The following is a 21,904-nucleotide window of genomic DNA, read 5'->3' as shown; positions in this document are numbered from 1 at the left end:
CAAGTTGCCGATCGCCTGGGGGATGCATGCGAATCTCGGATCTCAGCAGGAGATCGGGCGCACCCGTTGCGACCATTAAGTTCTATCTGCGGGAAAAGCTCCTTCCAGCCGGCACCCCCACCGGCCGCAACCAGGCCGTTTACGGCGAGGAGCACCTGCGACAACTGCTGTTGATCCGTTCCCTCACCACGATCGCCCACCTCGATCTTTCGTCGGTTCGGGACGTGCTCTCCGCCATCGCGGACGACGATATGTCCCTGTCCGGCCTCTATGCCGTCACCGATCGTGCGGTGTTCGGCCTCGAATCGGAGACCCCGGAATCGGCGCACCTGAAAGACGCGCAGGCCGAGGTCGACGAATTCGTTCATCAACTCGGTTGGCAGCTTCCCGCCGACACCCCGGCCGCCATCCGGCTCGCGCAGGTGCTGGCGGCCCTGCGGCTGCTGGGCTGCGCGTGCGGCACCGACTTCCTGACCCCGTACGCGGAAGTGGCCGAGCGGCTCGCCGCGCACGAGCTCGCCCAGGTGCCGGAGCAGTTCGAGCGCGACGACCGCGCCGCCGCGGCGGTGCGGTCCGTGCTGCTCGGTGTCGCCTCCGCCGCACTGCGTCGAATGGCCCGGGAACACCTCGTACAGGAACGCCTCAACGGACAGCCGATCAGTGCGGACGGTGGAACTCTGCCCGCCACCGGGCCGTGAGGTCGCCACCGTCGATGGTCAACTCCTCGATCCGCACCGGCACCAGCCCGTCGGTGCCGTACGCGTCGATCTCCGCGCGGGTCAGTGGCCAGGGCGGCACCACATAGGTGGACCCGTCCGACCGGTACGCGATGACCAGCAGCGTCCCGCCCGGCGCCACCAGTCGACCGACGTTGACGATCGCCGTGTGCCGGGGCGGCTCGGGTAGCGCCTGCACGGTGATGACGTCGACGACCAGGTCGAAGGCGTGGATCCAGTCCGCCGGCGGGTCGAGCAGGTCACCCACCGCGTACTCGGTTCCCGAACCGCGATGACGGTCCCGAGCGACCTTGATCGCGCTCTCGGCCACGTCGAAGCCCAGCGCCCGGAACCCCAGGCCGGTGAGGAACTCCGCGTCGGCGCCGAGGCCGCACCCGGTCACCACCGCCCGGCGGCCGGCACCGCGTACGCCCTCCCGCTCGGCCCACTCGGCCAGCAACGGATGTGGGAAGGTCCGGTCCCACGGCATGTCCACCTCGCCGCGAACCCCACCGGCGTACAGCTCCTCGAACCAGCCGGTGGTGTCCCCGGCGGCGATCGCCCGCGCCGCCAACCGGTCGCCCTGCGGATCCCAGCCACCGCTGGTCAGCCGGATCAGGGCCAGCACCGGGTCCGGTCCGTCGAGCGGGATCGTCGGCACCGGCAGCTGCCCCGGGTGGGTGCCGGCCGGCACGGACACCGACTCGACCCGGTCGGCGTGGTGACGAGCCATCCGCGCGGCGGAGGCGCCGCCCACCAGATGCGCGCGACGCACCTCCCAGCGGTCCAGCGCCGCCAGCGCGGCGGTGGTCCACCTGTGGTCGTCGTCGGCCGTGCCGTCGGTCTCGTCGTCGAGCCGGATCACGAACCGGGTGGCTGCGGCGAGCCGGCGGCACACGTCGTCACCGGACAGGCCGACAGGCAGGTCCGCGGCGAACAGCAGGATCGCCGGATGCCGCCGGTCACCCCAGGTGCGCTGGATCATGCCGTGCTCAGCTCCTTTGCCGGGGAGTCGGACGCCGCCGTCGGCAACACCCGCATGTGCCGTAGTGGGGACAGGAAGGTGGGCAGGAAGACCAGCATCTGACCGATGGCGGCGATCCACAGCACCGGGCGTACGCCCAGGTGCTGACCGAGCACACCGGCGACGATGCTGCCCACCGGCATGCTGCCCCAGACCAGGAAGCGCATCGTCGCGTTCATCCGGCCGAGCAGGCGCGGTGGGGTCAGCAGCTGCCGGAAGCTGAGCTGGGTGATGTTGTAGACCACCGAACCGAACCAGCTGACCGCTGAGCCCGCCGCCGCGAGCCAGAGCAGCCATCCCCGCTCGGCCAGGGGCAGCAGCAGCCCGAACGGGGCACTGAACGCCATCGCCATCCAGATCGTCGGCCCTTGACCGAGACGCGCGACGATCGGTCGTACCGCGACGGCACCGAGCACCGCGCCGGCGCTGACGACGGAGAGGAAGACCCCGATGGCGCCGGGCGCGAGTTCGAGGACCCGGGCCAGCAGGATCACCTGCATCACCGTGGTCATGGCGCCGAAGAAGTTGGCGAGACTCGTGCAACTGGCGGTCGCCCGCAACAGCCGATGGCCGATCACGAACCGCAGACCCTCGACGATCTCACGCCGCAGGCTGGCGCCGGGAGACGGCACCGGCAGTGGCTCCCGGCGGCGGATCCGCACGACGAACAACGCCGAGACCAGGTAGGTGACGCAGTTGACCACCAGCGCGTACGGCGCGGTGAGCCACTGCACCAGCAGACCACCCGCGGCGGGCCCGGCCACCCAGTTGACGCTGCGGACGGCCTCCAGCCGGGAGTTCCCCTCGATCACCTGATCGGGGCGGACCAGGTGCGGCAGGTAGCTCTGGTAGGCCACGTCGAAGAACACCGTGCCGACACCGATCAGCAGCGCGACCGCGTACAGCTGCGGCATGGTGAGCCAGCCACCCCACCAGGCCAGCGGCACGGTGATCAGCACCAGCGCGCGGACCAGGTCACCGGCGATCAGCACCCCCCGGCGACGCCACCTGTCGACCCAGGCACCGGCGGGCAACCCGATGAACAGGAAAGCCGCCGTCTCGCACGCCGCCAGCAGGCCGACCTCGAACTGGTCGGCCTGCAGCGCGAGCACCGCCACCAGCGGCAACGCCATCAGGCTCACCTGGATGCCGAGCTGACTGACGGCGTCGGCAACGAAGAGTTGGCGGAAGTCGTGCTCGCGCAACAGACCCGCCCGAAATCTCACGCAGGCAGCGTGCGTCAGCCACAGTGGCGGGTCAAGAGTGCGCCCGGCCGTGGCCGGTAGCACAGCAACCTCGAAGGTGCGGCCCTCCGACCTGGCCCAACAGGATGGTCATCGATGTACCGCGGGCCCGGCCTCGGACCGGACGCGTCGACGTCTTCGGGGGTGGTTGTGCTGAGCACGGCAGTGGAAGCCGGTACGGACAAGACGTACCGCGACGGTACGGACCGGGCGATCGCGCCGGCCGAGACGTGGCAACGGGTCCTCCCCCGGCTCCCCGAGATGGGCATCACCCGGGTCGCCGACGTCACCGGTCTGGACCACATCGGCGTTCCGGTCTTCATGGCCGTCCGCCCGAACTCCCGCGGCCTCACCGTCGCCCAGGGCAAGGGTCTCAGCGTGGACGCCGCCCGGGTGTCGGCGGTGATGGAGTCGATCGAGGCGTACCACGCCGAACGGATCGAGGCTCCCCTGCTGCTGGGCTCGTGGGACGAACTGGCCCGGCACCGCCGGCTCGTGGACACCTCGTTCCTGATCACCGCCGCCGGGGAGCCGCTGCGCCGGGACCGTCGACTGCTCTGGATCGAGGGCACCGACCTGATGAGCGGAGAGCCCGTCTGGCTCCCCTTCGACCTGGTGCACAACGACTACACGGGCGCCTCCCAGGCCGGTCAGTCGCCGTTCGCGGTGACGTCGAACGGTCTCGCCTCCGGCAACCACCTGCTCGAAGCGACGAGCCACGCCATCTGCGAGGTGATCGAACGCGACGCCGAGGCGCTCTGGTTGGCCACTCCCAAACAGCGGCAGGACGAGTTGCGCGTCGATCCGGACACTGTGGACGATCCGGCCTGCCGGTACGTGCTCGACACGCTCGCCGCCGCCGGGGTCGCCGCCGCCTGCTGGGACATGACCACCGACATCGGCCTGCCCTGCTTCACCGTCGACATCGCCGAGGATCCCCGGGTGTCGATCAGCCGGGTCGCCGTGGCGCAGGGGCAGGGCTGTCACCCCCGGCGCGAGATCGCACTGCTGCGGGCGCTGACCGAGGCGGTGCAGAGCCGGCTGACGGTGATCGCCGGCTCCCGCGACGACTTCTACCGCTCCCTCTACGCACGGGCGAACGACCTGGACAACCGCGAGGCGGCCTGGCGTACGTGTGCCGCCGGGAACGCCCCGCGCCACTTCACCGACGTGCCGACCCGGGACAACGCCTCCTTCCAGGAGGACGTCGAGCACGAGCTGGCGGCGTTGCGGCAGGCCGGCATCACCGAAGCCATCCAGGTGCCGCTCGGCGGTGAGCAGCTCGGCATCTCCGTCGTCCGGGTGATGCTGCCCGGCGCCGAGCACGCCCCGACGCCGGACACCTACCACCCGGGCCCGCGGGCCCGCCGACTGCGGGAGGCCGGCGCATGACGATCCACGTCTTCCTGGGCCCCACGCTGCCGCGCGAGCGTGCCCAGGAGCTGCTACCGGAGGCGACCTTCCTCCCGCCGGTCAGCCAGGGCGACGTCCTGCGGTCGGTCGCGCGCCGGCCCAGCGCCATCGGCATCATCGACGGCCGGTTCCACGACGTGCCGGCGGTCTGGCACAAGGAGATCCTCTGGGCCATCAGCCGCGGCATCCCGGTCTACGGCAGCGCCAGCATGGGTGCCCTCCGCGCCGCGGAGCTGGCCGCCTTCGGGATGCGGGGCGTCGGTGAGATCTTCACGGCGTACCACGAGGGCAGCCTCAACGACGACGACGAGGTCGCCGTCGCGCACGCCGACGCCGACGACGGGTACCGGCCGGTCAACGAGGCCATGGTGAACGTACGGGCCACCCTGGCGGCGGCGGCCAACGCCGGGATCGTCGCCGAGCGGACCGCCACGGATCTGGTGCAGCTGGCCAAACAGACGTACTACCTGGGTCGCAGCTATCCGCAGTTGCTGGCCGCCGGCGAGGCGGCCGGTCTGCCCGCCGACGAGTTGGCCGCCCTGCGGGCATGGCTGCCCGGTAATCGCGTCGACCGCAAGGCGCGCGACGCCGAGGCCATGCTTCGGCTGATGGCGCAGGAACGCGGCGCCGACGTCCCCCCGGCGAACTTCACATTCGAGCACACCGCCTTCTTCGAGCAGGCCCGCCAGACCGCGGGCGAGCTGGGTGGGGTGGCGGGTACGGCGGCGAACACGGACGACGGGGACCCGGCCTCGGTCACGGCCCTGGAGATCCTGGACGAGCTGCGCCTGGACCCGGTCCGCTATCGCACGGTCTGGGAACGGGCCGCGCTGCGGGCCACCGTCGACGCGGCGCACCCGGAGCCGCCCGCCGATCTGCCGGCGGCGGCGGCCCGGTTCCGCCGGCTGCACGGGTTGACCGGCACCGCGGAGACCCAGGCGTGGCTGGACACCAACGGCATCGACGTCAACCACTTCGGCACGCTCGTCGGTATCGAGCAGCAGGTCGAGGAGACCATGGAGCAGCTGAGCGAGATGATGCCGCTCGCCGTGCTCGACGTGCTGCGCATCGACGGCGAGTACGCCCCGCTGTGCCAACACATCGCCGCCAAGCGCAGGACCCTGACCGAGCACGGCCTGGACGGGTCCGGACCCACCGCGGACGGCGACACCACCCTGCAGCAGCTGCGGTGGTACTTCGACATGATCGGCCGGCCGATGCCGCAGTCGCTGGAGAGCCACTGGCGGCCCCTCGGCTTCGTCGATCAGCGGGATTTCCTGCGAGCGGTACGGAGTGAATACCACTACCGGACGCTCGCTGACAGGACAGAGAGGAGGGGAATATGAAGGGGATCACTGATCTCGAGCTCTCGGCGGAGAAGCCGGCCACGATGATCGCCGCCAACGGCAACTACGCGTTGGTCGCGGGCAAGGGCAACATCGCCCGGCTGCGCACGTCGCCGCAGAGCACGATGCTCAGTGCCGAGAGCGCCGCGGCGCTGATGGCACCGCTGAGCTGAGGCACCAACGGTCAGGGCCCGAACGCACAAGCGTTCGGGCCCTGATCTCGCTCTGCGCGCTGGGCCTGCCCGGCACTGGGCCGAGGACGTCGACACCGGCCCTAACCGCGAGTGTCGGACTCGTCCTCGGGCTCACGCAACACCCAGCGGGCCCCCGTCGTCGTCTTCCTGGGGCGGCGCACGACGAGCAGCACCACCACGCCGACGAGGACCAGCCCGTTCAGCATCAGCATGCTCGACCTGATCCAGTCGGGGCCGTGGCCGGAGTGCCGCTGCTGCACCGACTCGCGGGTCCGCTGGGCCACCTCGGCGCTCAACGGTGCGGGCGGCGCCCCGGTGCCGACGCTGAACCGCTTGATGCCGGTCAGGTCGCTGCCGTCGGCGAAGACCACGTGGAAGGCGATGGTGTAGTCGCCGCCCGGCTTCAGCGCCACCGGCATCCGCAGACTGTTCCCGTCGTCTCCGGCAAGGGCGCCGGCGGTGCGGTCCTGACCTGCGTCGTTGCGCACCGACACGTGTGACTCGTCCACGTCCGGTCGGCGGGAGAAGGTAAGCGTCACCGCCGACGGCGGCGCGTCCAGCGCGGCGCCGTCGGGCGGATCGGTGGCGGTCAGGTCACCGGCGGCCAGCCCGACACCGGGGGTCGCGGCGAGCGCCGCGGCGACGAACACGGTGAGCAGCGCAGCACGCAGCCGGCCGGGGCGGGCCGTCACGTCGCCGCCTCCACCGGCCGGAGGAGCTCCTCGCGCGGTGTCGAACCCGGGGACGCCGTGGCCATAACGGTCCTCCTTGCCTGCCGGACACGCCCACGGCAAGCCTAGGAAGGACCGATACCTGCCTCATCTCTCAGCGTGCTCCCGCCAGGACCTCCGCGAGCCGGTCGGCGAAGGCGAACGGGTGGGTCACGTAGCCGACGTGGCCACCCGGGAAATGGGTGATCGACGCGTCGAGCTGCTCCGCCAACGCCAGGCCCGGACGGTACGGCCAGGTCGACCGCGAGTCGGTGCCGCCGGCCAGCACCAACCGGCTCGCGTTCGCCCGCAGCACCCGCAGGTCGCAGACGACCGACGGATAGGTGCGGATCTCGTACTCGAACCAGAAGTCCTGGTTTCGGCGCAGCCGGTCGAGCAGCTCGGCGAGCTGTGGTCCGGGCAGTTCCACCTCGGGCGGCGGCCGGGTCGAGGCGGTCATGCCCATGGTGGCGCGGAAGTGTCGTTGGGCTGCGGCGGCGCCCTCGCGGCGGTACCTGTCGTACAGGTCGGTGTAGAAGGCGAGCCATTCCTCGGCGTCGGGCAGGGCGGTGGCCAGCGGTGGCTCGTGCGCGACGACGGTGCCGACCTGCTCCGGCACCCGCTGAAGGGTGCCCAGTGCCACGATGGCGCCGGAGCTGCCGCCGAAGACGTGCGCCCCGGCCAGATCCAGGTGCTCGATCAGCCGGCCGATGTCGTCGGCGTCGTCGTCGGGCCGCCGATCGACCTCGAACGGCAGGTCGATGGGGCTGCGGGAGAAGCCGCGCCGGTCGTAGGTGACGACAGTGAAGCCCTGATCGGCGAGGCTGGTCGCCAGCGGGCGCATGGGGGTGGCGTCACCGTTGCCGGTGGGCACGATCACCAGGCCGGGACCCTCGCCGCGCACCTCGTGGTACAGCTGGGCGCCGGGAACGTCGAGCAGGCCGGTGCGTTCGCGTACGCGCATCAGCGGGCCGACCGGACCTGGACGCGTCGGCGCACCGTCTCGGCGACCCGCTCGACCTCGGCGTCGGTGAGCGCCTGGTGGATCGGCAGCAGCAGGGTCCGCTCGGCCGCCTCCTCGGCGCACGGCAGCCGGGCGTCCGAACCGTACGCCTTGACCCGGTGCAGCGGCGGGTACCGGAAGGAGGTGTAGATGCCCTCCTCGTAGAGGTCCCGGGCGATCTCGTCGCGGATGTCGCCGTCGAACTGGATCCAGTACATGTAGTACGACGTCTCGTGTCCGGCGGGCAGCGGCGGTGGGCAGGCCACTCCCCCGACGTTGGCCAACGCCTCGTCGTAGTGCGCCGCGATCTCCCGTCGCCGGGCGATGAACTCGGGCAGGCGGCGCAGCTGCACGGCGCCGATGGCGGCGAGCACGTCGTTTGTCACCGACCGGCCGGAGAACGAGGAGACCTCGAAGTCCCACCACCGGGTACGCTGCCGCAGCGCCGAGTCGTAGCCGCTGGACTGTTCGAGGCCGAGGTAGGCGAGCGTGGGGGCGCGCTCGGCCAGCTCGGGGTCGCGCACGTAGAGCATTCCACCGTCCACCGTCACCACGATCTTGCCGTGGTCGAAGCTCCACGCCGCCATGTCACCGAAGGTGCCGCAGGCTCGTCCGTCCACCCGGGAGGCGATGGCGATCGCCGCGTCCTCGATGAGCAGGATCCCGTTGTCCCGGCACCAGTCCGCGATCGCCACGATGTCGCCGGGGTGGCCGCCGTAGTGCAGCACGATCACCGCCCGGGTGCGCTCGGTGCGTACGGCGTCCAGGTCGGCGACCGACGGGTTGAGGGTGCGCGTGGCCACGTCGCAGAAGACCGGTCGGGCACCGGCCGCCGCCACCGCGTTGGCCACGCCGACGAAGCACACCGTCGGAATGATCACCTCGTCACCCGGGCCGATCCCGGCCAGCTCGACGGCGGTGAAAGTGGCCGCGGTGCAGGAGTTGAAGGAGGTCACCAACGGGCGCGGCACCCCGATGTGCTGGGCGAAGGCCGTCTCGAACCCGTCGACGCGAGCACCCTTGCCGATCCAGTTGGTCGCGAAGACCTCGGCGACCGCCGCGAGTTCGGCCTCGCCCAGCGACGGCTGAAAGATGTTGATCATAAGGTCCCCTCGTCGGTGGTAGCGACATCCTCACGCGAGGGCCACGGCGTCACATCTTCGGTTTTGCGCAGCCGAGCCGTTCCGCAACGTCGAAGAAGCCCCTCGCCGGAGGGCTCCCTACGCTGCCCGCATGACTTCATGCCGGATCTGCGGCGGCGCCGTGGGAGAACTCCTCGACCTGGGCCGGCAGCCGTCGGCCAACCGGTTCCTGAGTCCCGAGGAGGCGCCGCAGGAATACCTGTTCCGCCTGGCGATCGGCGCCTGCGACACGTGCACGATGGTGCAGCTCATGGAAGACGTGCCGCAGGAGGTGCGCTACCACCCCGCGTACCGCTACCTGGCCTCCGGTTCCGCGCTGCACCGCAAGTTCTTCGCCGGCGAGGCCCGACGCCTGCTGGAGACCGAACTGACCGGGCCGGACCCGTTCATCGTGGAGATCGGCTGCAACGACGGGGTGCTGCTGGAGCACATCGCCCAGGCCGGCGTACGCCATCTGGGTGTCGAACCGGCGGCCTCCGTGGCGGCCCTGGCCGAGGCCAAGGGGGTCACCGTCCGCAACAGCTTCTTCGACGACGTCACCGCGGCCGAGATTCGCACCGGACGCGGGGCCGACGTCATCTACGGCGCCAACACCATCTGCCACATCGCCTACCAGGACGCGCTGTTCCGCGGCGTGGACACCCTGCTGGCGCCGGACGGCGTCTTCGTCATGGTGGAGCCGTACCTGGGCACCATCGTGCACGGCATGGCCTTCGACCAGGTCTACGACGAGCACGTCTACTACTTCACCGCGCACTCGGTGCGGGCGATGGCGCGTACCTTCGGGTTCGAGCTCGTCGACGTCGAAGACGTCCCGCTGCACGGCGGCGAGATCCGCTACACCCTGGCGCGGCCCGGTCGGCGTCCGATCCGGCCCGCCGTGGCGGACATGCTGGCCCGGGAGCAGAGCAGCGGGTTGATCGAGCGGGACACCCTCGCCCGGTTCGCCCGCGCGGTCGCGCAGATCCGCGAGGATCTGGTGGACCTGCTGCGCGGGCTGCGCGCCGAGGGTCGCACGGTGGTGGGCTACGGCGCGCCGGGCAAGACCGCGACCGTGACGACGTACTGCGGCATCGGTCCCGACCTGCTGCCGTTCACCTGTGACTCGACCCCGGCCAAGCAGGGCCTGCTGGTTCCCGGGTCACACATTCCGGTGCTGCCACCGGCGGAGTTCGAGGCGGCCCGGCCGGACTACGCGCTGCTGTTCGCCTGGAACCACGCCGAGGAGATCATGGCGAAGGAGAAGGCGTTCCGCGACCGTGGCGGCCGGTGGATCCGGTACGTGCCGCGGGTCCGCGTCGACTGAGCGGCGTACCCACCACGACGTGAGCGGTCATCCCTCGGGGGTGACCGCTCACGTGTGGGGCGACCGGGGTCAGCCGGCGGCCGCCGCCGTCGCCGGTACCGGCACCGTGGCGCCGCCCCGGATCAGGTCGGCCGCCTTCTCCCCCACCATGATCACCGACGCGTGCGGGTTGCCCCGAGTGACCGTCGGCAGCACCGAGGCGTCCGCCACCCGCAGCCCGTCGATGCCGAGCACGCGCAGTTGCGGGTCGACGACCCGGCCCAGGGCACAGCTGCCCGCGGCGTGGAAGATCGAGTGTGCGTACCGGCGGGCGTAGTCGGCCAGGTCGCGGTCCGACTCCGAGGCCGGCGCCCGGTCCAGCGATTCGGCGTACGGCCGCATCGCCGGCTGCCGGGCGATCTCCATGCCGATCCGGACCGCCGCGACCGCGGTTTCGACGTCCGCCGGATCGGTGAGGTAGTTGTGCTGGATGCGGGGCTTCGCGGTCGGGTCGTCCGAGGCCACCGTCACCGCTCCCCGACTCGCCGGGGTGAGCAGCACCGGGCCGCAGGACAACGCGTGCGCGGTGGGCGGCGCGAGGCCGCTGTCCACGAACATGATCGGCGCGGCGAAGAACTCCACATCCGGTCCGGGCAGGTCGGCACGGGTACGCACGAAGCCGCCCGCCTCCGGGCCGTTGGAGCACAGCGGCCCCTGCCCCTGTTCCATGAACAGCTGCACGTTCTCCGGCGCACCCGACACCAGCAGGCTCACCGGCTGGGAGTGCACGTAGTTCAGCGGGATCAGCACGTGGTCCTGGAGGTTCTGCCCGACCTCCGGCTGGTCGAGGACGACCTCGATGCCCAACGCCCGCAGCAGGTCGGCCGGCCCGATCCCGGAGTGCATCAGCAGATGTGGCGAGTTGTACGCCCCGGCGGCCAGGATCACCTCGCGCCCGGCCTCGATGGTCACCTCGGCGCCGTGCCGTCGCCCGGTCACCCCGGTGGCCCGCCCGCCGGAGATCAGCACCCGGTGCACCTGGAGATTCGTCTCGACCACCAGGTTGGGCCGGTCCAGCGCGGGCCGCAGGAAGGCGTCGGCGGTGCTCCACCGGCGCCCGTCGCGCTGGGTGACCTGGAAGAAGCCGAAGCCCTCCCGCTGCGGGCCGTTGAAGTCGTCGTTGGCGGCGTAGCCCGCCTCGGTGGCGGCTTCGATGAACGCACCACAGCTGACGTTGCGGGACCGGCCGTCGGAGATCCGCAACGGGCCGCCGACACCGTGGTACGGCGACGCGCCGCGCTCGTTGTCCTCGGAGCGCAGGAAGTACGGCAGCAACTCGTCGTAGGACCACCCCGGCTGGCCCCAGCCGTCGTAGTCGGTGCGGTCGCCCCGCACGTACACCATCGCGTTGATCGAGCTGGAACCACCGAGCCCGCGTCCGCGCGGCAGGTACACCCGGCGACCGGCCAGGGCCGGCTCGTCGTGGGTGGAGTAGTCCCAGTCGTACTCGGTGCGGAAGAGTTTGCTGAACGCGGCCGGCACCTTGATGTTGGGGGCCGAATCGTCGCCGCCCGCCTCGATGAGGCAGACCGTGACGTCGGGATCCTCGGTCAGCCGGTTCGCGATGACGCAGCCGGCCGAGCCCGCACCGACCACCACATAGTCGTACATGGTGTCCTCCAGCTCTAGATGTAGAGCGTGTTCGGCGACAGTCCGCACAGGACTCGGCCGTACAGCTCCATGTTGGTGGGCGGATAGTGCAGCGCGTGCATGGTGACGGCGTGCATGTCCCGAGCCATCCGCTGGATCGGCACGTCGAGGTAGATCGAGGAGCCGCCGCTGGCCTGGTTGAGCAGGTCGACCACCTCTCGGCCCAGGCGGCACACCGAGCCGACGTCGGCCCGGGAGCGGGCCCGGTCCAGCACCGTCCACGGTTCGCCGGTGCGCCCCCGCTCGTTGACGAACGTGGCGATGCGGTGGCCGTGGAACTCGGCCTCGTCCTTCTTCATCACCGCTTCGGCGATCTGCAGGTGGGTGATCGGCGCCTCGGCCTGGCTCTCGTACCCGGTGTAGGTGATCTTCCGTCCGGGAAGCCGTTCGAGGAACAGCTCGATCGCGCCCCGGGCCAGACCGATCACGGTGCCGACCGAGGAGGCGTTGGCGACGCCGAGCAGCGGCGCCCGGAACATCGGCGAGTCCGCGTTGGCCTTCGAGGCGTACTGGCCCTGCAGGATCGCGCCCAGCGGCATCACCCGGTGCTGGGGCACGAAGACGTCCTGGGCCACGGTGCTCACGCTGCCCGAGCCGCGCATGCCCGAGGTGTGCCAGTCGTCGACGATCTGCAGGTCGGACATCGGCACCAGCATCATCAGCGGCTGCATGCCGCCGTCCGGTGTCGGCGACATCGCGATGATCTCCTGCCAGTGGCTGTGCCAGGCGCCACTGATGAACTGCCATCGGCCGTTGAGCGTGAGGCCCCCGTCGGTGGGTGCGGCCATCCCGCTCGGGCTCAACGTCCCGCAGATCCGCACGTCCGGGGTGGCGAACACCTCGTCCTGCACCTCGTCGGGGAACAGACCCACCATCCAGGTGGGGATCCACCAGACCGAGGCGGTCCAGGACGCCGCGCCGTCGCCGCGCGCCAGCTCCGCCGCCACCTCCACCAGGGTCTCGGCGCTCGACTCGAAGCCGCCGTAGCGGGCCGGCACCCGCATCCGGTACAGGCCGGCGGCGGCCATCGCCTCGATTGTCTCCTCGTGCAGCCGGCGATGCTCCTCGGCCCACGGCGCGTGCTGACGCAGCAGGGGAACGAGTTCAGCGGTCCGGCGGACCAGTTCCGCATGCGTGGGTGCGGTGGCCAGGGTCACGGCGTCCTCCATCGGTCGATTCGGTGGGTGGGCTCGCGTCAGCACGGGGCGAGCGTGCCGTCGGGGTGCAGCCGACGCAGGACCTCCACCGTGGCGGCGGTCGCCCGGCGGGCCTCCGCCTCCGTGAGCACCAGGGGCGGGGCCAGGACGAGGTTGGAGCCGTACGGCCGGACGATCACACCGTGCGCCCGACGGACCTCGAAGGCGACCGCGATGACCTGGTCCCAGCCCATCGGCGTACGGTGCACCGGCTCGCTGATCAGCTCCAGCGCCGCCAGCGTGCCCTCCACCCGCAGGTCACCGACGACCGGCAGGTCCACCGCCGGTGCCAGCCCGGAACGCAGCCAGCCGGCGATGCGACGGGCGTTGCCCAGCAGGTCCTCCCGCTCGATGATGTCCAGCGTGGCCAGGCCCAGCGCGCACGCCACCGGGTGGCCCTGGAACGTGTAGCCGTGGAAGAAGCCGCCGTCGCGCAGCAGCGCGTCGGCGATCTCGTCGCGCATCAGGGTGGCCCCGAGCGGCGCGTAACCGCCGGCGATCCCCTTGGCCATGGTGATCATGTCGGGCTGCATGCCGAGCTTGTCCGACATGAACCACTCACCCAGCCGGCCGGGGGCGGTGACCACCTCGTCGGCGATGAGCAGGATGCCGTGCCGGCTCAGCACCTCACGCACCCGTGGCCAGTAGTCGGCCGGCGGCGCCAGCACACCCGCACCCGCCATCACCGGCTCGCCGAGCATCGCGGCGATGTTGCCGGCGCCGATCCGGGCGATGGTCTCCTCCAGCTCGGCGATCAGGAAGTCGGTCGGGTCCTGATCCGGGTAGAGCTGGTCGGCCCGGTAGAGGTAGGGCGGCGACAGCTTCTCCACGTGCGGCAGGTTCGGCCCGACCCCGAACTGCATGGGCGGGAAACCGGTCGCCGTACCGCTGCCGTAGGTGGCGCCGTGGAAGGCGTAGTGCCGGGCCAGGATCCAGGTGCGGTCGGGCTCGCCCCGCCGGTGGTGGTACAGCCGGGCCGCCTTGATGGCGGTCTCCACCGCCTCCGAGCCGCCGCTGCTGAAGGCGACCCGTTCGATGCCCTCGGGCGCCAGCTGGGCCAGCCGGGCGGCGAGCCGGATCGCCTGATCGTTGCTGAACTCGTACAGGCTGGTGAAGAACTCGATCCGGGACATCTGCGCGGCGGCGATCTCGGCCATGTCCCGTCGGCCGTGGCCGATCGGTGAGTGCCAGACCCCGCCGCCCGCGGCGTCGAGCAGCTCGTTGTCGTCGGCGTCCCACACCGTGCAGCCTTCGCCGCGGACGATGACGACGCGCTCGGTGACGGCACCGTTGGGCATGGAGCGGATCAGGTGGCGGCGGTCCAGGTCGGCCAGTTCGGCCGCGGTGGCCCCGCCCGCAATGGTGGGCTGGGCGAGCTTGTTGGGAGTGATCGTCACACCCTTCTCCTCACATGAGTGGGCTGACCGACATGGTGGCAACGGCCGGATATCCCGGTCCTCTTCGAACATGCGCTTGTCTATGCGTGCCGAACCTGTTGCGGCCGGGCCAGGTCAACGACACACTCGCCCACCGTGTCGAGCCGAGGCTCGTGATCGACCAGGCGGACCCGGTCGACGGCGGCGCGGCGCCAGCCGGCCACCCCGGCGGCGAAGGCGGTCCACGGTCCGGTGCACGGCAGCCCGGCCGGGGCGGCCACGGCCCTGCCCGCCCCGGCGGCCGAAACCGGTACGCCCCGCGCCAACGCGCCGCCGACCACCAGCGCCTCGCCGGGGTCACCGTTGGCCAGTCGCGCCCGGACCAGCCCGGTGGCGGATTCGGTGCAGACCCCGGTGCGCAGCTGCACCCGCAGCTCGCCCAGGTCCCCGGCCCGGTCGAAGATCAACGCGGTGGCGCGGTTCTCGGTCGGTTCCGGCGCCTCGCCGGCAGCCGGATCGCGTAACAGCGCCGTCTGCTCCAGGACCACCACCGCCGCCCGGGACAGGTCGTGCGACCCGACGTACGCCGCGGCCACCCGCAGGGCCAGGAACGGGGTGACGATCCCGTGGTCGGCCACCGCGAAGCTCAGCGGCTCCCCCGGCAAGGCCGCCGCGAGCCAGCAGGACGGCCACTGGGTCTCGGCGTCCGGCGTGCCGTGGGCCAGCACCACGAGCCCGATCGGCCGGTCGGCGGAGGCGAGCTCGCCGGCCAGGTCGGCCACCATCTCGGTATAGGTGCTCCGGGTGCGTCGTTGGTAGTCGGCGACGTCGACGGTGAGCCCGTGGGCGACGCCCAGGTCGGTGAGGATCCGTACGCCCGGCGCGCGAAACGGCCGCCCCTGGGGGTACGAGCGGGTGACGACCCCGGCCAGCGGCAGCGGGAAACGCCCGTCCGGGCCGCCGGGTCCCGCCGTCGGCGGCCCGGTCACGTACACGGTGCTGTCCTGATCATCCGGGGCCTTCCTTGGTCAGTGCCGGACGACCGTCGCCGCCAGCGTGGCCCCCAACCCGGCGGCGGTCAGTACGTAGTGGTCACCCGGGTGCAGCCGGCCGGAGGCGAGCGCCGCCTGGTAGCCGAGGAAGGGGTCGGCGCCGAAGCAGTGGCCCAGCTCGGCCTGGTTGTCCAGGAAGAGCCGGCTCTTCGGCAGTCCCGCCCGGGTCAGCACCCGCCACCAGGAGATCCGGTTGACGTTGTGCGGCAGGACGAGGGTGATGTCGGCGGTGGTCAGCCCGGCCTGCCGGGTGGCGGCGAGGATGACCTCGGCCAGCACCTCGGTGTAGCGCCCCTGGAACTCCTCCTGGAGCCGAGGGCTCAGCTCGGGCGCCTCGTGGAATTCCCCGAGCGTGCGGGTGGCGTACGACAGCACGCGGTCGCGGTCGCCGCCCGGACCGATCAGGACGGCCGCCACCCCCTCGCCCAGCACCGCGGAGTCCGCGATGAACTGGGCCACGCCGGTGAAGGTCTTCTCCCCGGTGAGCAGCAGCGCGAGGGCGTCCGGGTCGCCGTCGGCGGCGAGCAGGCGACCGCAGGTGTCGATCGCGAGCAGCGCCGAGGCACACGCGTGCTGGCTCAGCGTGAAGGGCAGCGCCTGGTGCAGGCCCAGTTCCGCGCGTGCCTGCCACAGCGGGGTGTGCGGATAGGGGGCGGTGTGCGCGATGGTCGGTGCGTGGACCAGGTACCGCACCCGCGGCGCGTCGGTGGCGAGGCGGTCCAGCCGCCGCCCCGCCGCCACCAGTTGCTCCGCGAGGTTGCCCGGTGGGTCCCGGCGGATCCGACCGAAGCCGTAGTACTGCTGGTACAGCCCTGCGTCGACCTCGATCCCGAGCTCCGCCAGGTGATCTGCCACCGCGACGCTGCGCGGTGGCAGATAGCTGGCGACGGCGAGGATCGACGTCACGCGCGCTCCGCGACCGGTTGTTCGGTCGGTGCCGGCGACACCGGGGTCGCGTCACCGCGCTGGTGCAGACCGAAGGCGTGCAGCAGGACCAGGATGGACAGGCCGGTGAACCAGAACTGCGTGGCGATGTTGGCCGGCAGCCACCAGAGACTCACCATCGGTCCGGGGTAGTAGTTTCCGCTGAGCCAGCCGACCAGCGACCAGAGGCCGAGGAAGAGGCCGAACCCGCCGAGGAACCAGGCCAGCGGTTTGCCGATGCCGCGCGAGTAGCTTCGGGCGAGGTTGATCACGCCGATCGAGAGCAGGGCCGTGCCGAAGGCGACGAGCAGCCAGGAGTAGATGCCGACCCGGATGGTGAACCACTGCCCCGACGCGTAGGTCTGGGTGATCGCCGCCGCCAGTGTCTCGTCGCCCTGGGCGGCGAGCAGTGCCTTGGCGGTCTCGGGTGACACCCAGCCGTCGTACATGTAGGTCAGCACCCACAGCACCGCGCCCATTGCCAGCGCGATGAAACCCATCGGGGTCCAGCGGCTGTCGCCGACCTGTCGGGCCAGCAGGATGACCGCCCAGCACCCGATGGCCCACAGCAGGGGCCCGGCGAGCATCTGCTCGTGGTAGAGCTGCCAGTCCTTCTCGTTCACCATCAGCTTCGCGAACGACAGCATGAACTCGTCGCTGCCGAACGTGCCCATCTCCTCGGTGATGGCCGGATGCCGCCGGCCGCCGTTCATCTGCAGCATGCTCCCGGCCAGCAGGAGCAGCCCGCTGAAGAGCAGAAAGTTCCGTCCAAGTGGGCGTGTCACGTGATGCTCCTTCCGTGCGTGCCGGATCGGGCCTCAGCATCCCGCCGTCGGACCGGCCGGATCCACTTCCGGATTGCGCTGCTACGCACGGGGTGACGGCGACGGGCCCCGGGAGGACTCCCGGGGCCCGCGCTGCTGGTGACGCCGGTCAGCCGGCGGTGTGCTCCACGAGCGCCGCGACGAACACGTCCCAGGTCTGCGGCGGCACCTCGTGGCCGGCCTTCTCCAGCACCAGCAGGTTCGCCCCGGGGATCGCCTTCTGCAGGGCCTGGCCGTGCTCGACGGGGAAGATCGGGTCCAGCTCGCCGTGCACGACCAGGGTCGGCTTGGCGACGCTGCCGAAGTCGATGCGGCTGCCGGTGTCGATGACGAAGTGGTTCACCAGGCACGCCGCCACGTTGTCGGTGCGGTCGACGTCGGCCTCGGCGAGGGCGCGGGCGGCGTTCTCGTCGAAGTAGACCGACGGGCCGGAGTAGCGCTGCTGGAGACCGACGATGAACTCGACAACCGCCTCGTGGTCCTCCGGGTTCGGGCCGCCGGAGCTGGTGTACTCGATGAAGTCGGACGACATCGGCGGCAGGTCGTGGTCGCCGGTGGTGGTCGAGACGAGGGTCAGGGAGGCGACCCGGTCGGCGTACCGGTCTGCGGCGACCAGGGCGATCGCTCCGGCCATCGACCGGCCCACCAGGTGGGCACGGTCGACGCCGAGCGCGTCCAGGATGCCGATGGCGTCGGTGGCCATGTCGGGCAGCGAGTACTCCGGGCGGCCGGGCGGGTAGTTCGTCGAGTGCCCCGTGTCGCGGTTGTCGAACCGGATCACGTACCGACCGGCGGCGGCGAGCCGCTCGCAGAGCTCCGCCTCCCACCAGAGCATGGATGCCGAGGCACCATGGATGAGCAGGATGGCCGGATCATCGGGCTTGCCGAAGGTCTGCACACACAGGTCGACCCCGTTCGCTTCGATGATCTTCTCGCCGTTCGACATGTTGACTCCTTGATCAGTGCCGCCTTGGCACGCTACGGAAACGCCGGGATCCTCGACCCCGACCGATTTGCTGGTGTTACTCAGGTGGCCGGGCCGGGCTGGTCATCGATCGCCTCGACGAAGGCCTGCCGCAGCTCGGCGTAGGTGGGCCCGAGCGCGCGGAAGGTCGCCGCCGCACGGCCGTACTCCTGGGTCATCAGGTCGAGTTGCAGCGAACCCACCAGCAGCGCCTGGCGTTCCAGGATCTCGGCCGGGCCGTGGCTGCCCAGTCGACGGTAGAGCATCGCGGCGTCGGCCAGCCGCCGCGCGCCCGCCTGCACCTGGAACTCGACGAGGTACTTGTACTGCATCGACTTCAGGTCCCCCTCGACCAGTTGCGCCGCCCGCTCGGCCGCCTCCGGGATGCCCGGCGCGGAGAGCAGGTCGACCGCGGTGTGCATGGCCGCCCGCAGCACCGTCTCCCGGTCGACCTCGCGGACCCGCCGGAAGTTGAACCGCACCGCGTACGCGTCCGCCTCGTACGCGAAGGTGTTGCCTTCCCAGGTTTTCAACAGCGCGTCCACCCCGACGGTGACGAACGGCCACCCGATCACGTCGTGCGCCCGCACCGTGTCGCCCTCGACACCGATGACCACGATGTTGTGGTCGGCGCCGACGGCCTGGCCCAGGCCCGGCACATAGGGCAGCAGGCCCATCTCCACCGGGCCGGCCAGCACCGGCTTGTCCCAGGTGGCCTGGCGGAGCACCGCCACCGCGTCGGTCGGCGAACCGTGGATCCGGTCGCACTCCCAGCCGGCCAGCTCCATCGCGTTGTTGATGCCGAACTCGGGCCGCCAGGCCGGCGAGGAGAAGTAGATGATGTCGTCGCCGTGGATGGCGAGGCCGAACGGCGAGCCGCCGGCGATCTCCAGCACCGCCGGACCGGGACCCTCGTCGCCGAAGAGAATCGACAGCGAGTTCGCTGCGCAGTAGGGGCTGTTGCCCAGATAGGTGAGCGTCATGCTCCGAGTTTCGGGCAGCCGCGCGGCGTGCGTCACGAGGCCGGGACGCATAGAGCACCCTGGAAGACGCCCGAGTGTCGCCGTGCCGGAGGCAGCCGGATATCCCGGTCGCGCCCGACACGGCGACCGGGATATCCGGCACGAGCGCGGATCAGACCGCGCGCTGGTAGGCGCGGAACGCACCGGTAGCTAGCCGAGCCATCACGACGAGCAGGAGCAGCAGCAGACCGAGGCGGCCGAAGACGACACCCCACTGCGGGTCCGCGCCGAGCGCCTGCCGGGCGGCCGTCACCGCCCAGTCCACCGGGTTGAACTTCGCCACCGTCTGCATCCACCCCGGCAGCAGGGCCGGCGCCATCAGTACGGTGGAGAGGAAGGTCAACGGCAGCACCAGGAACATGGACATGCCGATCAGGGTCTCCTGCGAGCGCACCACAAGCGCCATCGCGCAGGAGAACGCCGCGAAGATCAGCGCCAACAGGGTGGCCGAGACGATGGCCAGCAGCACGCCGACCACGCCGCCGTCGAATCGGGCGCCGATCAGCAGGCTCACCGCGAACACGATGAGCGCCTGCACGACGGTGACCACCGCCCAGTACGACAGCGCCCCGTTGATCATGCCGGACCGGCTCACCGGCGAGGTCAGGCTGCGGTCCATCACGCCGGTCTTCATGTCGTCGATGAACATCGTCCCGGCCCAGTTCGCCGACATGATCGCGGTCATCACGATCACGCCCGGCGTCAGGAAGGTGATGTAGGAGCCGCCGCCGAACCCTGGCATGTCACTGACGCTGCTGAAGAGCTGACTGAACAGCAGCAGCCACACCATCGGCTGCATGAGCGTGAAGAACAGGTATGCCGGCTGCCGAGCGAGGATCCGCATCGAGCGGCCGGTCAGGTAGTTGGAGTGGCGCAACGTCGTGATCATCAGGCTGACTCCTCCTCGCGCCGGTCCTCCTGCGCGGACCGGTACGAACGGCCCGCGTGGTGCAGATACACCTGTTCCAGCGACGGCCGGGCGGCGGTCACGGTCGCCAGCGGTACGCCGGCCGCCTCGAACGCGGCGACCACGCCGGCCAGCACCCGGCTGGCGCTGGCCGCACGGGCGTACAGGTCGGTGCCGTCCACGGTGACCTCGTCGATGCCGTCGACGCCCAGCAGCGCCGCCCGCGCCGACTCGACCAGGTCGGGCGAGGCGACTCCGGCGTGGATGGTGTCGCCGGCCAGCCCGTCCTTGAGTTGCTCGGGCGAGCCGCTGGCCACCACCGTGCCCCGATCCACGATCACCAGGTGGTCGGCGAGCCGGTCGGCCTCTTCGAGATAGTGGGTGGTGAGCAGGACGGTCAGGTCACCGGCGCGGGTCAGGTCGGCGATCGCCGTCCACAGTTCGCTGCGTGCCTCCGGGTCGAGGCCGGTGGTCGGCTCGTCGAGGAAGAGCACCTTGGGCGAGTGGATCAACGCCATCGCCACGTCGAGCTTGCGCTGCATGCCCCCGGACCACTTGCGGGTGATCCGTCCGGCCGCCTCCGACAGGCCGAACCGGGCGAGGATCGCGTCGGCGTCCCGCCCCGCGTCGGCGCGGTTCGCGCCGTAGATGCGCGCCTGGAGGATGAGGTTCTCCCGGCCGGTCAGGTTCGGGTCGAAGCTGGGCTTCTGGGGGACGTAGCCGATGACCCGGCGTACCGCTGTCGGGTTCTTGGCGACGTCGATGCCGGCCACCAGGGCGGTGCCGGAGTCCGGGGTGGAGAGGGTGGTCAGGATCTTGACCGCGGTGGTCTTGCCGGCGCCGTTGGGACCCAGCAGGCCCAGGATGGTGCCCTGCGGGGCGGCGAAGCTGACCCCGCGCAGGGCGGGCACCGGCGGCGGGGCGTTACGGCCGCGACCCCGGGCGGCCGGCGGGGCGTAGCTCTTGACCAGATCGACCGCCTCGATGCCGGCCCCGACCTCGGCCCTCGCACCGGGTGGCTCGGTCTGGTTGCGGGTGGTGACGGACACGCTGTCCTCCTACGGATGGGAGACGGTGGGGCGCGGGGCCCGGGCCGCTTCGAGTCGCTCGACGACCTCGTCCGGCCGACTCAGGGCGGCGAGATGCCCGCCGTCCATCTCGTCGGGGACGATCCCCAGGCGATCGCGGACGAGACGGCGCTGGAACTCGGCGGGGAAGAACCGGTCCTCGCGGCAGAGCAGGTACCGGGTGGGCACGTCCGGCCAGGCGGACAGCGGCCAGGGATCGGCGAACAACCGGTCGGACTGCTCACGCGGTGGGTGCCGCAGCGCCTCCTCCAGCACATCCGGTGGCAGGTCGTGCAGGAAGGTGGTCATCGGGTCGAACGGCGCGTCGGGGTCGCGGCCGTCGTGCACGTCCTGGGCGCGCCGGGCGGCGTCGGCGCCGGTGGCTGCCCACCACTGTCCCGCGGACTCGCCGGGTCGCGGCACCATCGCGTTCAGCAGCACCAGCAGGTCGACCGGCAGCCGGGCGCACACCAACGGCCCGACGAAGCCGGCCAGCGACTGTGCCACCACGACCAGGTCCCGACGCTCGCCGATCGCCTCCACGACCACGTCCACGTAGCGGTCGAGCCCGGCCGAGTCGTCGTCGCAGGGCAGGTCCGGGGCCACCACGTCGTGCCCGCGGGCGCGCAGCAGCGGGATCACCCGGTGCCAGAACCAGGAGTCTGAGCCCGCACCGTGGAGCAAGACGTAGGTGGCCATGCCGGTCCTCTCTTTGCGGGCATGCCGGAGCGAAACCACGTAATCAGAGGCGGGTGGCGGGGTAAAGGACAGCCACGACACTGAGC

Annotated in this window: 21 protein-coding genes; 5 read left to right on the top strand and 16 right to left on the bottom strand. The window is 71.2% G+C overall.

Annotated features, from left to right (window positions below; genetic code table 11):
* Positions 1–26 precede the first annotated feature (26 nt).
* Positions 27–698, top strand: coding sequence for a MerR family transcriptional regulator (locus EG812_RS02730; protein WP_126710640.1), 672 nt, complete (start codon positions 27–29; stop codon positions 696–698).
* Here the strand turns inward: EG812_RS02730 and EG812_RS02725 are convergent.
* Both EG812_RS02725 and EG812_RS02720 read right to left on the bottom strand, forming a co-directional pair.
* Positions 658–1,701: a class I SAM-dependent methyltransferase gene (locus EG812_RS02725; protein ID WP_233579347.1), complete on the bottom strand. Its 1,044-nt coding sequence runs from the start codon at positions 1,699–1,701 to the stop codon at positions 658–660. The genes EG812_RS02730 and EG812_RS02725 overlap by 41 nt on opposite strands.
* On the bottom strand, positions 1,698–2,966 hold the full coding sequence (locus EG812_RS02720; RefSeq protein WP_233579346.1) for an MFS transporter: 1,269 nt from the start codon (positions 2,964–2,966) through the stop codon (positions 1,698–1,700). Before EG812_RS02720 ends, EG812_RS02725 begins: the two co-directional genes overlap by 4 nt.
* Positions 2,967–3,134: 168 nt before the next feature.
* Between EG812_RS02720 and EG812_RS02715 the strand changes: the two genes are divergently transcribed.
* Genes EG812_RS02715 through EG812_RS29050 form a run of 3 tightly spaced genes read left to right on the top strand, consistent with a single transcriptional unit; the run spans position 3,135 to position 5,916 of the window.
* Positions 3,135–4,376, top strand: coding sequence for a YcaO-like family protein (locus EG812_RS02715; protein ID WP_199743793.1), 1,242 nt, complete (start codon positions 3,135–3,137; stop codon positions 4,374–4,376).
* Entirely contained in the window at positions 4,373–5,743 is a 1,371-nt protein-coding gene (locus EG812_RS02710) for a TfuA-like protein (protein WP_126710638.1), read from the top strand. The genes EG812_RS02715 and EG812_RS02710 overlap by 4 nt, the downstream gene beginning before the upstream one ends.
* Positions 5,740–5,916 (top strand): hypothetical protein, encoded by a 177-nt coding sequence (locus EG812_RS29050; RefSeq protein WP_013734689.1) that lies wholly within the window; start codon positions 5,740–5,742, stop codon positions 5,914–5,916. The genes EG812_RS02710 and EG812_RS29050 overlap by 4 nt, the downstream gene beginning before the upstream one ends.
* A gap of 101 nt (positions 5,917–6,017) precedes the next feature.
* Here EG812_RS29050 and EG812_RS02705 read toward each other — a convergent pair whose 3' ends face one another.
* The 3 genes from EG812_RS02705 to EG812_RS02695 all read right to left on the bottom strand — a co-directional run bounded on the left by EG812_RS02705 (position 6,018) and on the right by EG812_RS02695 (position 8,753).
* Positions 6,018–6,629 (bottom strand): copper resistance CopC family protein, encoded by a 612-nt coding sequence (locus tag EG812_RS02705; protein ID WP_013734690.1) that lies wholly within the window; start codon positions 6,627–6,629, stop codon positions 6,018–6,020.
* A gap of 133 nt (positions 6,630–6,762) precedes the next feature.
* A complete protein-coding gene (locus tag EG812_RS02700; RefSeq protein ID WP_126710636.1) occupies positions 6,763–7,611 on the bottom strand; it encodes an alpha/beta fold hydrolase in 849 nt (282 codons plus the stop codon).
* Positions 7,611–8,753 carry a DegT/DnrJ/EryC1/StrS family aminotransferase gene (locus EG812_RS02695; protein WP_013734692.1) on the bottom strand — a complete coding sequence of 381 codons (1,143 nt, stop codon included), beginning with the start codon at positions 8,751–8,753 and terminating at the stop codon, positions 7,611–7,613. Before EG812_RS02695 ends, EG812_RS02700 begins: the two co-directional genes overlap by 1 nt.
* A gap of 130 nt (positions 8,754–8,883) precedes the next feature.
* Between EG812_RS02695 and EG812_RS02690 the strand changes: the two genes are divergently transcribed.
* Entirely contained in the window at positions 8,884–10,098 is a 1,215-nt protein-coding gene (locus tag EG812_RS02690; protein WP_126710635.1) for a class I SAM-dependent methyltransferase, read from the top strand.
* A gap of 69 nt (positions 10,099–10,167) precedes the next feature.
* Here the strand turns inward: EG812_RS02690 and EG812_RS02685 are convergent, their stop codons facing one another.
* From EG812_RS02685 to EG812_RS02635, 11 genes are all read right to left on the bottom strand, one after another.
* Positions 10,168–11,748, bottom strand: a complete 1,581-nt coding sequence (locus EG812_RS02685; protein WP_013734694.1) for a GMC family oxidoreductase — start codon at positions 11,746–11,748, stop codon at positions 10,168–10,170.
* Between the two features lie 14 nt (positions 11,749–11,762).
* Positions 11,763–12,956 (bottom strand): acyl-CoA dehydrogenase family protein, encoded by a 1,194-nt coding sequence (locus tag EG812_RS02680; protein WP_013734695.1) that lies wholly within the window; start codon positions 12,954–12,956, stop codon positions 11,763–11,765.
* 26 nt (positions 12,957–12,982) lie between these two features.
* Positions 12,983–14,281, bottom strand: a complete 1,299-nt coding sequence (locus tag EG812_RS02675; protein ID WP_327039829.1) for an aminotransferase family protein — start codon at positions 14,279–14,281, stop codon at positions 12,983–12,985.
* Between the two features lie 179 nt (positions 14,282–14,460).
* The gene (locus EG812_RS02670; RefSeq protein ID WP_126710634.1) at positions 14,461–15,354 is read right to left on the bottom strand and encodes a hypothetical protein; all 894 of its coding nucleotides are present in this window, start codon (positions 15,352–15,354) and stop codon (positions 14,461–14,463) included.
* Between the two features lie 33 nt (positions 15,355–15,387).
* The gene (locus EG812_RS02665) at positions 15,388–16,317 is read right to left on the bottom strand and encodes a 3-oxoacyl-[acyl-carrier-protein] synthase III C-terminal domain-containing protein (RefSeq protein WP_126710633.1); all 930 of its coding nucleotides are present in this window, start codon (positions 16,315–16,317) and stop codon (positions 15,388–15,390) included.
* Complete coding sequence (locus tag EG812_RS02660) at positions 16,314–17,120, bottom strand: hypothetical protein (protein WP_013734699.1); 807 nt, start codon at positions 17,118–17,120, stop codon at positions 16,314–16,316. The genes EG812_RS02665 and EG812_RS02660 overlap by 4 nt, the downstream gene beginning before the upstream one ends.
* A gap of 148 nt (positions 17,121–17,268) precedes the next feature.
* Positions 17,269–18,105 carry an alpha/beta fold hydrolase gene (locus EG812_RS02655; protein WP_013734700.1) on the bottom strand — a complete coding sequence of 279 codons (837 nt, stop codon included), beginning with the start codon at positions 18,103–18,105 and terminating at the stop codon, positions 17,269–17,271.
* Between the two features lie 80 nt (positions 18,106–18,185).
* Complete coding sequence (locus tag EG812_RS02650; protein ID WP_043721367.1) at positions 18,186–19,106, bottom strand: YobF C-terminal domain-containing protein; 921 nt, start codon at positions 19,104–19,106, stop codon at positions 18,186–18,188.
* A gap of 151 nt (positions 19,107–19,257) precedes the next feature.
* A complete protein-coding gene (locus EG812_RS02645; protein ID WP_126710632.1) occupies positions 19,258–20,034 on the bottom strand; it encodes an ABC transporter permease in 777 nt (258 codons plus the stop codon).
* The gene (locus EG812_RS02640) at positions 20,034–21,101 is read right to left on the bottom strand and encodes an ABC transporter ATP-binding protein (protein ID WP_126710631.1); all 1,068 of its coding nucleotides are present in this window, start codon (positions 21,099–21,101) and stop codon (positions 20,034–20,036) included. Before EG812_RS02640 ends, EG812_RS02645 begins: the two co-directional genes overlap by 1 nt.
* A 9-nt stretch (positions 21,102–21,110) precedes the next feature.
* A complete protein-coding gene (locus EG812_RS02635; RefSeq protein ID WP_126710630.1) occupies positions 21,111–21,818 on the bottom strand; it encodes an alpha/beta fold hydrolase in 708 nt (235 codons plus the stop codon).
* Between the last annotated feature and the right edge of the window lie 86 nt (positions 21,819–21,904).

It is taken from the genome of Verrucosispora sp. FIM060022, from assembly GCF_003977705.1.
GTDB lineage: Bacteria > Actinomycetota > Actinomycetes > Mycobacteriales > Micromonosporaceae > Micromonospora > Micromonospora gifhornensis.
This window is presented reverse-complemented; position numbering and strand designations above follow the sequence as displayed.

Excerpts from the sequence above, each read along its gene's own strand:
- EG812_RS02730 (WP_126710640.1), top strand. The coding sequence starts at position 27 with ATGCGAATCTCGGATCTCAGCAGGAGATCGGGCGCACCCGTTGCGACC.
- EG812_RS02725 (WP_233579347.1), bottom strand. The coding sequence starts at position 1,701 with ATGATCCAGCGCACCTGGGGTGACCGGCGGCATCCGGCGATCCTGCTG.
- EG812_RS02710 (WP_126710638.1), top strand. The coding sequence starts at position 4,373 with ATGACGATCCACGTCTTCCTGGGCCCCACGCTGCCGCGCGAGCGTGCC.
- EG812_RS29050 (WP_013734689.1), top strand. The coding sequence starts at position 5,740 with ATGAAGGGGATCACTGATCTCGAGCTCTCGGCGGAGAAGCCGGCCACG.
- EG812_RS02700 (WP_126710636.1), bottom strand. The coding sequence starts at position 7,611 with ATGCGCGTACGCGAACGCACCGGCCTGCTCGACGTTCCCGGCGCCCAG.
- EG812_RS02695 (WP_013734692.1), bottom strand. The coding sequence starts at position 8,753 with ATGATCAACATCTTTCAGCCGTCGCTGGGCGAGGCCGAACTCGCGGCG.
- EG812_RS02690 (WP_126710635.1), top strand. The coding sequence starts at position 8,884 with ATGACTTCATGCCGGATCTGCGGCGGCGCCGTGGGAGAACTCCTCGAC.
- EG812_RS02685 (WP_013734694.1), bottom strand. The coding sequence starts at position 11,748 with ATGTACGACTATGTGGTGGTCGGTGCGGGCTCGGCCGGCTGCGTCATC.
- EG812_RS02680 (WP_013734695.1), bottom strand. The coding sequence starts at position 12,956 with ATGGAGGACGCCGTGACCCTGGCCACCGCACCCACGCATGCGGAACTG.
- EG812_RS02675 (WP_327039829.1), bottom strand. The coding sequence starts at position 14,281 with ATGCCCAACGGTGCCGTCACCGAGCGCGTCGTCATCGTCCGCGGCGAA.
- EG812_RS02655 (WP_013734700.1), bottom strand. The coding sequence starts at position 18,105 with ATGTCGAACGGCGAGAAGATCATCGAAGCGAACGGGGTCGACCTGTGT.
- EG812_RS02650 (WP_043721367.1), bottom strand. The coding sequence starts at position 19,106 with ATGACGCTCACCTATCTGGGCAACAGCCCCTACTGCGCAGCGAACTCG.
- EG812_RS02645 (WP_126710632.1), bottom strand. The coding sequence starts at position 20,034 with ATGATCACGACGTTGCGCCACTCCAACTACCTGACCGGCCGCTCGATG.
- EG812_RS02635 (WP_126710630.1), bottom strand. The coding sequence starts at position 21,818 with ATGGCCACCTACGTCTTGCTCCACGGTGCGGGCTCAGACTCCTGGTTC.